General features: G+C 54.8%; 12 protein-coding genes. 10 read left to right on the top strand and 2 right to left on the bottom strand.

Annotated features, from left to right (window positions below):
* Window positions 1–10 precede the first annotated feature (10 nt).
* From aroQ to ligA, 10 genes are all read left to right on the top strand, one after another.
* Complete coding sequence (aroQ, locus tag FB555_RS04665) at window positions 11–478, top strand: type II 3-dehydroquinate dehydratase (RefSeq protein ID WP_343046405.1); 468 nt, start codon at window positions 11–13, stop codon at window positions 476–478.
* Window positions 475–1,368 carry a shikimate dehydrogenase gene (locus tag FB555_RS04660; RefSeq protein WP_182484315.1) on the top strand — a complete coding sequence of 298 codons (894 nt, stop codon included), beginning with the start codon at window positions 475–477 and terminating at the stop codon, window positions 1,366–1,368. The genes aroQ and FB555_RS04660 overlap by 4 nt, the downstream gene beginning before the upstream one ends.
* Window positions 1,365–3,200: a bifunctional sugar phosphate isomerase/epimerase/4-hydroxyphenylpyruvate dioxygenase family protein gene (locus FB555_RS04655; RefSeq protein WP_182484314.1), complete on the top strand. Its 1,836-nt coding sequence runs from the start codon at window positions 1,365–1,367 to the stop codon at window positions 3,198–3,200. Before FB555_RS04660 ends, FB555_RS04655 begins: the two co-directional genes overlap by 4 nt.
* Window positions 3,201–3,330: 130 nt before the next feature.
* Window positions 3,331–4,344: a sugar ABC transporter substrate-binding protein gene (locus FB555_RS04650; protein WP_182484313.1), complete on the top strand. Its 1,014-nt coding sequence runs from the start codon at window positions 3,331–3,333 to the stop codon at window positions 4,342–4,344.
* Window positions 4,241–5,839, top strand: coding sequence for a sugar ABC transporter ATP-binding protein (locus FB555_RS04645; protein ID WP_246323598.1), 1,599 nt, complete (start codon window positions 4,241–4,243; stop codon window positions 5,837–5,839). The genes FB555_RS04650 and FB555_RS04645 overlap by 104 nt, the downstream gene beginning before the upstream one ends.
* A gap of 3 nt (window positions 5,840–5,842) precedes the next feature.
* Window positions 5,843–6,847, top strand: a complete 1,005-nt coding sequence (locus tag FB555_RS04640) for an ABC transporter permease (RefSeq protein ID WP_182484311.1) — start codon at window positions 5,843–5,845, stop codon at window positions 6,845–6,847.
* Between the two features lie 68 nt (window positions 6,848–6,915).
* Complete coding sequence (locus FB555_RS04635; protein WP_182484310.1) at window positions 6,916–7,767, top strand: cyclase family protein; 852 nt, start codon at window positions 6,916–6,918, stop codon at window positions 7,765–7,767.
* A gap of 79 nt (window positions 7,768–7,846) precedes the next feature.
* On the top strand, window positions 7,847–8,503 hold the full coding sequence (locus FB555_RS04630) for a TetR/AcrR family transcriptional regulator (RefSeq protein WP_182484309.1): 657 nt from the start codon (window positions 7,847–7,849) through the stop codon (window positions 8,501–8,503).
* Window positions 8,504–8,551: 48 nt separating this feature from the next.
* The gene (mnmA, locus tag FB555_RS04625) at window positions 8,552–9,661 is read left to right on the top strand and encodes a tRNA 2-thiouridine(34) synthase MnmA (RefSeq protein WP_182484308.1); all 1,110 of its coding nucleotides are present in this window, start codon (window positions 8,552–8,554) and stop codon (window positions 9,659–9,661) included.
* 16 nt (window positions 9,662–9,677) lie between these two features.
* A complete protein-coding gene (ligA, locus tag FB555_RS04620; RefSeq protein ID WP_182484307.1) occupies window positions 9,678–11,828 on the top strand; it encodes an NAD-dependent DNA ligase LigA in 2,151 nt (716 codons plus the stop codon).
* Window positions 11,829–11,830: 2 nt separating this feature from the next.
* Here the strand turns inward: ligA and FB555_RS04615 are convergent, their stop codons facing one another.
* A complete protein-coding gene (locus tag FB555_RS04615) occupies window positions 11,831–12,706 on the bottom strand; it encodes an ABC transporter permease (protein WP_182484306.1) in 876 nt (291 codons plus the stop codon).
* Window positions 12,703–13,503, bottom strand: an 801-nt coding sequence (locus FB555_RS04610; protein WP_182484305.1) for an ABC transporter ATP-binding protein, incomplete at its 5' end; no start/stop codon positions are given. The genes FB555_RS04610 and FB555_RS04615, both read right to left, overlap by 4 nt.

Below are 13,503 nucleotides of genomic sequence, written 5' to 3'. Positions count from 1 at the left end.
GAAGCCAATTGTGAGTGCACGAACCATTTCGAAGACACGTGTGATGGTCGTTAACGGTCCCAATTTGAACCTCTTGGGTTTTAGGGAACCAGCGGCGTACGGAACTCGGAGTATTAAAGACCTCGAGACTTTGGTTCGAGACGCAGCCGATTTGCGTGGTGTTGAGATCGATTTTCGACAGTCCAACCATGAGGGTGTGATTATCGACTGGTTACACGAAGCTAGGACGTCATCGAGTGCCGTCATCCTTAACCCCGCAGCGTTGACCCACACTTCGATTGGCATTCGAGATGCGGTTCTCGCCCTAGACGTTCCCGTTGCAGAGGTGCACATCTCGAACATTCATGCTCGTGAGTCTTTTAGAAACGTTTCATATGTCTCAGAAGTTGCCGACGTCGTTATTATCGGAGCGGGATTTTTTAGCTATGTTCTAGGACTTCACGCCGTTCTAGAAACTCTTGATCGGCGGACGGTTTGAGTTCAGAACGAATCATTGTTGGTTTAGTGGGGGAGGGGATTCTCGAATCTCTGACTCCCGACATGCACATGGCGGAAGCCGTAAAGCTCGGCCTGGACTACGAATACCGAGTAATTGATCTACTCGCGCACGAGTATCGCGGTCTCTCAATCGAGCATGTTCTTGAAGAAGCTCGCATCGAGGGCTTCAGAGCACTGAACGTCACGCATCCATTCAAACAGTCGGTTATGTCCCTGTTGGACAATCTCAGCGAGGATGCCCAACGCATTGGTGCGGTCAACCTCATAATATTCGACGAAGGTTTGACGCGGGGCGAAAACACAGATTGGACTGGTTTCGGTTCGTCATTGTCAGAAGGGCTCATTGATGCTCAATGGGATCATGTCGTGCAATTTGGTGCTGGTGGTGCAGGAGCGGCCACGGCATATGCCCTTCTGAAGCACGGTGTTCAGAACTTAGTCATCGCTGACCTCAACATCGAGAAGGCTGCGGCGGTAGCTAATCACTATCGTGCTCTTTTCCCACGTCAGAATGTCATATCTACTCCGACTACTGAAGCAAACAAGATGATGAACGAAGCCGATGGAATTGTTCAAGCGACGCCTGTTGGAATGAACACTCACCCTGGAGTTCCCTTTGACCTTGATTTGGTAAATGGATCGGCCTGGGTCGCAGACGTCATTTACCGACCCTTTGAAACTCAGCTGCTCTGTGAGGCTCGTGAACGCGGTCACAGAGTGCTTGATGGAAGACGGATGGCCATTGGCCAAGCTGTGGATAGTTTGAAGTTGATCACTGGTTTAGAACCCAACTCTGATCGCATGGGACGAGATTTTTCGGACCTAGTAACCGGGCGACGTCCCCTGAGTAAGCTCCAGGGGTTTAAATGAAAACGTCGATAGCAACTGTTTCCATTGGCGGATCCCTCCGGGAAAAACTCGTCGCGATTTCGCGCGCGGGCTTCGACGGGTACGAGATATTCGAGAACGACTTAATCTCGAGTCCTATGTCTCCGGAGGACATTCGATCACTTTCAGATGATCTTGGGCTCACTATTGATTTGTATCAGCCCTTTCGCGACTTTGAGGGTGTCTCGGAAAGTCAACTGGCTCGTAATCTCAAGCGCGCCGCGGCGAAGTTTGATGTGATGAAGCGGCTTGGCGTTGACACGATTCTCGCGTGCTCAAACGTCGGCACTGCTATTGATCCCAGCGATCAACTTGCTATCGACCAACTGGGCAAGCTGTCGGAAATGGCAGAATTTTTCGACGTCAAGATAGCCTACGAAGCCTTGGCCTGGGGAAAATTTGTTTCTACCTACGATCACTCTTGGAGCATAGTTCAGGCGGTTAATCATGCGTCGCTGGGGTTGTGTCTCGACAGCTTCCACATTCTTTCACGCGGTAGCTCCCTCGATAAAATAGCGGAAATCCCTGGCGACAAAATATTCTTCGTCCAGCTTGCGGATGCACCCCTGATGTCACTTGATGTGCTGACGTGGAGTAGGCACTACCGTCTATTTCCGGGCGAAGGCGCGTGGGACCTACCCGCCTTTGTGCTTGCCGCCATATCCGCTGGATACTCAGGCCCTCTATCGCTAGAGATATTCAACGACACCTATCGGCAAGGGGCGCCAACTCTTACGGCGCGGGACGGACACCGTTCCTTGAAAACTCTTGAAGACGAAACAATTGGAATCTCGAGTTCCCATTCCCAAACAAGTTTCAAAAACCTCGATCCGCTGCCGCTCCTTCAAGTTCCGCGTGGATTCTCTTTTGTTGAGCTTCAGCCGGGCGAGGGCGATCAGTTGGTGAAGGTGTTATCAGCTCTCGGATTTGAGCTTGCGGGGGCACACAGACGAAAAGCAGTGGAACTCTGGACCCAAGGCGACGCGCGAATTGTCATCAATAACGACCTCACCGGGACACAAGCCGAATTGGTAGGTGTCGGTGTTGAAGTTGCCGACATAGATACTCTTACCGAAAGAGCCCGCAGTCTTAAGGCGAGGCTAAAACCCCGAGATATAGAGTCGGGCGAGGAAGAGCTCGTCGCCGTTGAGGCGCCTAATAATATTGATTTTTATTTCGGTGAACTAACAGGAGTTAATCCAAAGTGGTCATCGGAATTCGCTTCGTTGAATTCGAAATCTTCTCAAGAAACGGCGCTGACGCACATCGATCACATTGCACTGCGGCAACCGTGGCAGCGAATCGATGAATCAGTCTTGTTCTTTAGATCGATATTTGGACTTGAGATAGATGATGGCCAGGACATTGCTAGCGAGTTCGGCCTTGTCCGAAGCCGAAGCCTGGTAAACAAAGACCGGACCATTCGCCTTGCTCTGAATGTAACTCCGACTGGCGCCGATGGTCGCCAAACATTTTCAGATCATATTGCTCTTTCAACGGTCGATATTTTGAAGACAGCAAAGTTGCTTCGGTCAAATGGTCTCCATGTTTTGCGAGTTCCTCAAAATTATTATGAGGACCTCACATCAAAATTTGAAATTGACAAAGACCGTTTGAAGGAAATGCAAGACTTCGACGTTCTCTTTGACTCAAACGAAGACGGTAATTTTTTCCATTTTTATACGCAGCCGATTGGCTCGCTGTTCTTCGAAATAATTCAACGCGTTGATGGTTATGACGGTTACGGAGCATCGAATGCGTTCGTACGTCTTTCCTCCCAACGCGCAATAGACGTGAAGGGGCTCGTCAAGTGATTGAGAGCGACTTTCGGGGTTGGATTGGAGCAATTCCGCATCCAACTTGTTCCAAAAAATATGACTCTAACAACCCACACGTAATATCCACAGCAAATGCCAATTGGGGCAAAAAATGAAAGGATCAAAGATGATTCAAACTAAATGGAGTGCAAAAATTGCAATAGTTGCTACTGCAACGATTGCACTCGCAATATCACTGGCAGGTTGCTCCACTGCTGCACCAGCAGAAGAATCCATCAAAGTAGGCTACTCCGGTTATACATTGACGAACCCATACTTCACCGGCTTGGTAAAAGGCCTTGAAGAAGGTGCCAAGACACAAGGCTTCACGCTCGTCCAAACCAATTCAAATGGTGACCCTCAGGTGCAGGCTAGCGATATCGCAAACCTTGTGAGCCAAGGGTGCAAGTACATCATCATCAGCCCTGCACAGTCAGATGCCCTGATTCCGGCTATTACCGCCGCGGTGAAGGCCGGGGCCGTCCCAATCGCAGTATCAGACACGATTCCATCGAGCCTTATCAAGTTCACTGTTGCGATGAACCACGTCACAATTGGCGAACAGAGCGCTCAAGGAATCGTCGACTTCCTGACGAAGAAGAACGGTTCCGCAAAGGGAACCGTTGTAGAAATGCAGGGAATCGCAGGGAGTCCAGCAGGAACTGACCGCACCAAGGGCTTCAACAACATCATCAGTAAATACCCTGACATCAAGGTAGTTGCAACAGCCGATGGTGGTTTTGATACGGATAAGACCTTTACGGCGATGTCCACAATCCTTCAGGCGCATCCCGATGTCGAAGCTGTCATGAACGCCAATGACAGCGAGGCGCTGGGAACGACAAAAGCGTTGCAAGCGTCAAAGCTCTTCTACCCGGTGGGCGACCAAAAGCACATTTTTGTCACAGGTAATGATGCCCCCGCCCCGGCAATTGCATCCATTCGTGCAAACGAGCAAGATATGACCGTGAGTTCAAACCCCATCGGCATTGGAAAGCTCGTTATGGAAAACATTGCAAAGCTCCAGGCAGGCACGGATGTCACCGGGTTTGTCGAGTGGAAGGGCATGGTCATCACTCCGACGAACATCGATTCGGCCGAAGTCAAGAGCTACGGAATCTGGGCGGATCTTGTTGGCTAATACTGCCGCCGTCACTCTCGAGGGCACTTCTAAGTCGTTTGGGCCGATCGAGGTCTTGAGCAACATTAGTTTTGCCCTCGAGAGTGGAACCGTCACGGGACTCGTCGGCGAAAATGGTGCGGGAAAATCAACGCTCATCAAGATTCTCTCAGGAGCCATCGCCCCGACGTCCGGTCACGTGTTACTGGGCAGCGACAAGCTGCCCAGTAACACGGGTGCGGTTATCGCTGCTGGATTGAGCGTGATCTACCAGGAGCTGACGGACATTCCTGACATGTCGTTGCTGGAAAATATTCTCCTTGGCAATTTGACGACACGGGCTGGATTCAAAGCGACAAAGGTCAATATTGCGAGGGCACGGGTAGGCCTAAAAAAGGTTGGCCTGGAACACCTTGATCTCAACGCTCCAATTAGAAACCTGACTATTTCACAGCGTCAACTGGCTGAAATCGCGCGTTGCCTCGTTAGAGACGCAAAAGTCTTGATTCTTGACGAGCCAACATCGTCACTTCCGGAGGCCGATGTAGACAACTTGCTTGACGTTATTCTTGCGCTCAAAGCCGAAGGTCTGACGATTCTCTACGTCACCCATCACCTCGATGAACTCTTTCGCATTGCCGACAGGTTGGTGGTTCTCCGTGATGGATCAGTGGTGGGAGACGGCCCGATAGGTGAATGGGATGAGGGCAAGCTCGTTCGTGCGATGCTCGCCAAAGATTTGGCCCAGGCCTATCCCTGGGTGTCGAGAAAACTCGGTTCTGTAACTCTAGAGGGCGAGAATCTCGTTGCCAGGGGGGTTCGTGGATCATCCGTGCACATCAAGTCAAAGGAAATTGTCGGTTTGGTTGGGCTCGCTGGAGCGGGACGGACTGAACTGATGCGTGTTTTGACAGGAGTGGAACCTTTCCTCAAGGGAAATGTCACGGTAGGAGGGAAGCCCTTGAAGTCGGGCAGGATTTCATCTGCCAGAGCGCTTGGGGTACTTTACGGTCCGGAGGATCGAAAACAAGAGGGGCTTGTTCTGGGGGGCTCTATAGAGTCAAATCTGGCTTACGGCAGTTACCACCTCGTTTCAAGGTTTGGATTTCTCAACCTTGCATCAATGCATTCACGGGCCTTATTTTCGGGACAAAAATTCTCCATAAAATTTCGATCACCAACGCAGGCTGTGGGCGAATTGTCTGGAGGCAACCAACAAAAGGTTGTTTTGGCTCGTATCAGTCAAACGTCACCCGTCGTTGTTTGTTTCGACGATCCAACAAGGGGTGTCGATGTTGGAGCCAAGTCGGGAATTTACGAGCATATTTTTGACCTAGCGTCGAACGGGACGAGCATCTTCATGACGAGTTCCGACACGGACGAAATCTTGGCAGTAGCCGACCGTGTTTATGTCCTCGCCGGAGGGCGCATTGTCGGCGAACTCCTTAGATCCGAATTCGATCGACAGCACATTCTTCACCTGGCCTCTCGGGCAGCTAAGAAAAAGGAAATCTAGCAAATGACATCCACAGCACACAACGTTGCGGTTCCCCCGCAGCATCGCATACGTAATTTCTTGCGCGTGATTTTCAGCAATAACATCGCCCCTATTGCGTTGGCATTGATTATCGTTTCCGCCGTGTTGAGCTTCATGACACCGACATTCTTAACGCCCGGCAATTTGTCGAACATTGTGACGCAGAGCTCGGTTGTCGGCATTGCCGCAGTCGGCGCCACGTTTGTCATCATCACAAGTGGAATTGACCTTTCGGTGGGCGCGAATATTGCGCTTTCCGGGTTGCTCGGCGCAATGGTCTCCCAAGCGACAAACGGATATTTTGGAATTTTGACCGTTCTTGTTGTGGCATCCCTGCTCGGTGCTATCAACGGAGCTTTTGTAGCTTGGTTGCGGTTGGCACCCTTCATCGTCACCCTTGCGGTCTTGGGCATGGCTCGAGGAATGACCCTGCAAATCAGTCAAGGCAACTCCGTCTATGGACTTCCGGAAGCACTTAACTGGTTGGGGAACTCAGACTTCGCAGGGATCAAATCTTCGGCGATCCTGACCATCGTGATGTTTGTTCTGGGTCATATCCTCCTGTCGAGGACGACGTTTGGTCATCGCATCTATGCCGTTGGTGGAAACAGCGAGGCCGCTCGTCTGGCCGGCATCAACGTCAAATCGATCGTGTTCACGGCGTATGTGATTGCGGGTTTCTGTGCCGGATTAGCAGCTATCGTCACTCTCGGTCGTCTGGACTCTGCAACACCAAACGCAGCAATCGGTGCGGAACTAAATGTGATTGCTGCTGTTGTCATCGGCGGAACGAGCCTCTTCGGAGGTAAGGGAAGTATGGTGGGAACTTTTATTGGCGTGTTGCTAATCGGTGTCATCAACAACGGAATGACCCTCCTGAACGTCTCGGCCTTTCTCGTGCAATTCGTTCAAGGCGCCCTCATCCTGCTTGCAGTTCTCCTCGACGCGCTTAACACACGTCGGATTCGCAATCAAAGAACCAGCTAGTGATGCAGGGTTTTCGAGCGTGGTCCCTGCGGGCTTCCAACTGGGGCCGATGGGGGAACGAGGATGAATTGGGGACCATAAATCTCCTTCAACCGGAGCAAATTACCGCGGCTTCACAACTTGTGTCTTCCGGAAAAGTGATACCCCTCGCCATCGAGCTGAACGCGGCTGGTCCTCAACCCGCCGCGGGTTTGCGACAGAACCTTATTCACATCATGAAAAGAACCGGAGCCTCCAAGCCTGAAAAGGGTGGCTTTCATTTCATGGATGACATTGTGATGATCCATACGCATGCCAGCACACAATTGGACGCCTTGGCGCATGTCGCATACGACGGAAAACTGTACAACGGTTATGCCGTCGAAACAGTGACGGACAGCGGCGCGGCCATGTTGGGAATTGAAAATATGGCTAAGGGAATTCGCGGACGCGGTGTCCTCATCGACCTGCCAAGATTCCTCAACAGGAGACGCCTTGATTCAGACCACGTGATTTCGTCGCAAGAGATCATGGAATGCCTTGCGTTTGAAGGAATCGTCCTGCGCTCTGGTGACATCGTCTTGCTTCGAACAGGCTGGTTGCAGGTCTTTACAATCGATGGCGATCGAGAGAAATTTGCTGAAAGCGAGCCCGGAATCGGAATCGAAGCAGCGATTTGGCTGAAGGAGAACGATATTTCCTTCTTGGGTGGCGATAACTGGGCGATAGAAGTTTTTCCGCCAGAAAATCCGAACGAGTCAATGCCAGTTCACTGTCTTCTCATTCGTGACGCGGGGATGCCCTTTGGCGAGATACTAGACCTTGAGGAACTTTCACGAGAATGCGCGCAACACCAGAGATGGGAGTTCTTCTTCTCATGCGACGTTCTTCCCATTACCGGCGGGGTCGGAGCTCCAATTGCCCCAGTTGCAGTTTTCTGAATGAGGGTTCGATGCAAATCCGCCTGATAGCTAAACTTGCCAAAACGCGACCGCGAACCGACCAATATCAGGAATATTCATGAGCCTTCCCGAAGTTGACGCAGTGAAGTCGGAAAGTCGTCGACGAAACCCCAAGGCGACGAAAGCGGACATCCTTAGGGTCGCCACGGCAGAATTCGCAGCAAACGGTTTTGCGGGTGCGCGAGTAGATGAAATTGCGGCCGAGACAGCGACTACGAAGCGGATGATTTACTACTACTTCGGTTCAAAAGAGGGCCTCTATTTAGAAGTGATGGAATCCGCTTATGAGCGCGTACGGGGCCTCGAACGAGAAATGGAGGTTGCTGGGCTTGATCCTGTTCAGGGACTCCGGCACCTCGCACAGTTAACGTACGATCACCACACAAGTCACCGGGACTTTGTTCGTCTCGTACAGATTGAGAATATCCACCGCGCCGAACACATTTCGGAATCAACGCGCATTCAAGAATTGAATTCTCAGGCTATTGAAACACTGGCCGGAATAATCAATCGGGGAGTAAAAGCTGGACTTTTTCGTGACGACATCGATGCCCTTGATGCTCACATGATCATTAGCTCTTATGCTATTTTTCACGTCGCCAACCGCTACACCTTTCGTACGGTTTTTGGTCGCGACTTGTTAGAAGACAAGCGCCACGAACGATACCGAAAGCTCGCTGGGGACATCATTGTTGCTACCCTCAGCATGAAATAAGCCACGCGTCAGTAGATGCATGCCCGGCTCTCGACTTAAACTAGAAGCATGCGTGTTTTAGCGGCAATGAGTGGTGGGGTTGATTCCGCCGTCGCTGCTGCGCGCGCGGTAGATGCGGGGCACGAGGTGGTCGGGGTGCACTTGGCTCTCAGCCGTAATCCGGGCACACTGCGTACGGGAGCCCGTGGTTGTTGCACCATTGAAGACTCGATGGATGCCCAGCGCGCCGCCAATCTGCTGGGAATCCCGTACTACGTGTGGGACTTTTCCGAGCGTTTCAAAGCGGATGTTGTCGATGATTTCATCGCCGAATACCAAGCCGGTCGCACCCCGAATCCCTGCATGCGTTGCAACGAGAAGATTAAGTTCTCGGCCCTCATGGAGAAGGCCATCGCCCTTGGGTTCGACGCCGTCTGCACAGGCCACTACGCCAAAGTCTTGACTGACGAAAATGGCAACCTCGAACTGCACCGTGCCAGTGCCTGGGCCAAAGACCAGTCGTACGTTTTGGGCGTGTTGACTGCCGACCAAATCGCGCACTCGATGTTCCCGCTGGGGGATACCCCGTCTAAGGCCGAGATTCGGTTAGAAGCCGAGGCTCGTGGTCTCACTGTTGCTCAGAAGCCCGATAGCCACGACATTTGTTTTATCCCCGATGGTGACACCAAGGGCTGGCTCGATGAGCGCCTCGGTGTTTCCCCCGGCGACATTGTGGATGTGGACGGCAAACGCCTCGGTGGACATGAAGGTACGCACAGTTTCACCATTGGGCAGCGCAAGGGTGTCGGCATTGGCATCCCCACTCCCGATGGTCGCCCTCGCTTCGTGTTGGAGGTGCGCCCTAAGACGAACACGCTCGTTGTTGGCCCCAAGGAGGCGCTTGACCTGCGCGAGCTGGCCGGCACTTCGTTTACCTGGGCAGGCATTGCCCCCGCCACCCTCACCGAGGCCTTCGCCTGCCACATGCAGGTGCGCGCCCACGCCGATCCTGTGCCCGCGATGGCACAACTCATCGGTGAGGAACTCGTGCTCACCCCGGATTCCCCGCTCAACATGGTCTCGCCTGGCCAGACCGCTGTCATCTACATCGGCACGCGCGTTCTCGGGCAGGTCACCATTGCCCGAACGGTGAGTGCCGTCGAACGAGTAACCGCATGATGATGAGGGTTTCGTCGTGAGCATCCCCTCGTTTGAGGATGCTGCGGCCCAAGCGCAGGAGCTCACCGAAAAGATTCAGAGCGCCCGGGACGCATATTACGAGCGCGACGAGAGCCTCATCTCCGATCTGGAGTACGACGCCCTGATCGCACGACTCGAAGAACTCGAGCGCACCTATCCTGAACTTCAGGGTCAAGACAGCCCGACCCTGTCGGTGGGTGGCGGTGTCTCGTCGGCGTTCAGCCCCGTGACTCATGCCGCGCGCATGATGAGCCTGGACAATGTTTTCTCACTCGAACAGTTCACGGCCTGGGCCGAGAAGGTGGAGCGCGACTGCGGTCGCGCCGTCAATTACCTGTGCGAGATGAAGATCGACGGTCTGGCCATCAACCTGCGCTATGAAAACGGCATCCTCGTGACGGCTGCCACCCGTGGCGACGGTGTTGTGGGAGAAGACGTCACCGATAACGTGCGCACCATCGTCGGCATCCCGCATACGCTGGCCGGCGCCGGGCATCCGCCGTTGGTCGAAGTTCGTGGAGAAATCTTCTTTCCCGTCGAGGCCTTTCGAAAGTTGAATGCCGAACTAGCGCTCGCCGGAGACAAAGTTTTTGCGAACCCCCGGAACGCGGCCAGCGGTTCGCTGCGCCAGAAAGACCCGAGCAAGACAGCGGCTCGGCCCCTGCGCATGCTCGTGCACGGTATTGGTGCGTGGGCGGACGCACGAATCGCCACCCAGTCGGGCACCTACGAACTTTTGGCTTCCTGGGGGCTGCCCACTTCGTCGCACTACCGCGTGGTTTCAACGGCCGCCGAAGCTGCCGACTTCATCGCGCACGCGGGGGATAACCGCGCCAGTGTCGAACACGAGATTGACGGGGCTGTCGTCAAGGTGGACGACCTCGCTCTGCAGCAAGAGCTTGGCGCCACCAGCCGTGCCCCGCGCTGGGCCATCGCCTACAAGTACCCGCCCGAGCAGGTCAATACGAAGCTTCTCGACATCAGAGTCAGTGTGGGGCGCACTGGCCGTGCCACCCCTTATGCCGTCGTTGCCCCCGTTCGCGTCGCCGGGTCGACTGTTGAGTTTGCGACCCTGCATAACCAGGATGTGGTCAAGGCCAAAGGCATTCTCATCGGCGACACCATCGTCATCCGCAAGGCCGGCGATGTCATCCCCGAGGTGCTCGGCCCCGTTCTCGAGCTGCGTGATGGCACCGAGCGCGCCTTCGTGATGCCCGCCAAATGCCCGGAGTGCGGATCGCCTTTGGCTCCCGCCAGCGAGGACGACATTGACCTTCGCTGCCCCAACGCTCGGAGCTGCCCGGCTCAGGTTCGTGGCCGGGTGGAGCACATTGGCTCCCGCGGCGGACTCGATGTCGAGAAGCTCGGCGAGGTTGCTGCGGCGGCCTTGACGCATCCGTTGGAACCCACCATTGCACCTCTCGTTACAGAAGCAAAGTTGTTCGCGCTCACCCTCGAAGACCTCCTCCCCGTGCGCGTCTATGTTCGCGACCGCGATACAGGCGAGCCCCTCCATGATGCCGAGGGCAATCCCAAGATTGTGTCGTTCTTTCAGAACGAAGACGGTCAACCCGGCAAGAATGCCACGGAACTTCTTGCCAACCTCGCCGAGGCCAAGACCAAGCCGCTCTGGCGCATTCTCGTCTCACTTTCAATCCGGCACGTGGGTCCGGTTGCCGCTCGAGCCCTTGCCGATTACTTCGGTTCCGTCGATGCCATTCGAGCTGCGACCAAGGAAGAACTTGCCGTTGTCGACGGGGTAGGACCCGTCATTGCTGATTCGGTGCTGGCTTGGTTCGAGGTCGACTGGCACCTTGACATCATCGAGCAGTGGGCCGCGGCAGGCGTGCAGTTCGCGACGCCGGGTCACGCCGGTTCCCTTTCCAGCGTTGATCGCGGGGGAGTCCTTGCTGGACTGACTGTTGTCGCGACCGGCTCGTTGGAGGGCTACAGCCGCGAAGGTGCGCAGGAGGCCATCATCTCCGCCGGAGGCAAGGCAGCGTCGAGTGTCTCGAAGAGGACCGACTACGTTGCCGCGGGCCCCGGTGCTGGCTCCAAGCTGGCTAAGGCGGAGGAGCTGGGCATTCCCGTGCTGGATGCGGCAGGCTTCCACATCCTCGTCACGCAAGGTCCTTCGGCGCTCTAGGCTCAGCGAATGCGTCGGGCGAGTCGGAGCGACGCCAACAGGGTGAACACGAGGAAGAACAGTGCGAGGGCCCCAACGGCCATCCAGTTCGTCACGCTGAAATCCCCAATCGAAATTGTGATGCCGTAGAAGTCGCTGAGCATCGTTTTCGCTTCGGGTTGACCTTGGGTCAGTGCATCCAGAGATTGCGCCGTAAAGGGTTGGCGTAACAGCATCGCGGACTGGGCGAAGGGCAGTGTGTTCATGACGTTTACGACTCCGCTCGGCAGAACCCCCGCAGGAATGTACGCGCCAGCCAAGAAGCCAATCATGGTGCCGACAATGGTGCTGAATGCCGCAAAAGCGCCGTTCGAGGTGAGGAACGTTACGACGAAACCCGAGATGGCCGAGAACGCGGCGGCTGAGAGAGCCACGTAACCGATGGTGAGAAGCAGTTCGGCCGGCGAAAGCAACGTGCCTCCCCGGACTGCGGTATAGCCCTGGGAGATGGCCACCACCAAAAGAGTCATGAAGAAAGCGACGATGAAGCTCGAGACCATATAACCGACGATGAGACTCGATCTACGAATCGGCGACACGAGGAAGTCTTTGAACCGACCGCTGGCGGAGTCCTCAACGAAGACGCTCAACGCGGCAAGGCCTGTCGTCAACGTCGTGATCATTGTGATTCCCGCGAAGACCCAGCCGTTGATGTAGGCCTCAACGGCGCTGGTGGTGGCGCTGGGGAAGCTCGCCTGCAGGCTTTGGACCTGCTGATTTCCGAGGAAGAGCGCGTAGAGAGCGATCAGGATGAGCGGCGATAGAAACGAGAAGAAAACCCCAGCGCGGTCGCGGAAATAAATGCGCAGGTTGCGGCGGGCGAGGATCCAGATGTTCATGCAACTTCTCCCTTCTCCACAGCGGTGCGATTAGCGGTGCTCGTCCGATTGGCGGTGAGCGAAAGAAAAACGTCATCCATCGTTCCGTGTCTCAATTCGAAGTCATCCACAATCGCGTGGTTTTCTTGAAGGAAAGCAAACGCATCCGTTGAATTCTCGACTGTTATGCGAGCGGTACCGGAGGAGAACGTGACAGCCAGCCCTCGGTGAGCGCATGCGGTGCGCAGCTGCTCAGGGTCGCTGGCGGTTACTGACAAGATGCTGGAACTGTGCGTCTTGCGGAGTTCGGTGGGGGTGCCTTGCACGACCAATTCGCCGTTGTGAATGATCAGCACCTGATCGGCCTCTTCGGTCTCCTCCATGTAGTGCGTGGTGAGGAATACCGTGAGGCCCTGCGTTGACCTCAGCGAATGGATGGTGTCCCAGACCTGTTCGCGACTCTGCGGATCCAGGCCCGCGGTCGGCTCGTCGAGAAAGAGCAGGGCCGGTTGGTGGATGAGAGCACGCGCAATATCAACCCGGCGCATTTGGCCCCCCGAGAGAGAACCGTAGGGCTTGTCGAGAAAATCACCGATATCGATCATGCTGGCCAGTTCGTTGATGCGGCGGGTACGCTCGTCGCCCGTGATGCCATAAAACGCGGCCCGGTCGGCGAGATTCTCTTTGACCTTCAGCGTTGGGTCGAGCAGTGACGTCTGGAAGACAACCCCAATTTCGCGGCGGATGTCATCGTCGTCGCGACCAACCCGGTGGCCGGCAATCTCCATCGTTCCGGAATCTGGGGACAACACTGTGGT

Source organism: Alpinimonas psychrophila, from assembly GCF_014137865.1.
Taxonomy (GTDB): Bacteria; Actinomycetota; Actinomycetes; order Actinomycetales; family Microbacteriaceae; genus Alpinimonas; species Alpinimonas psychrophila.
This window is presented reverse-complemented; position numbering and strand designations above follow the sequence as displayed.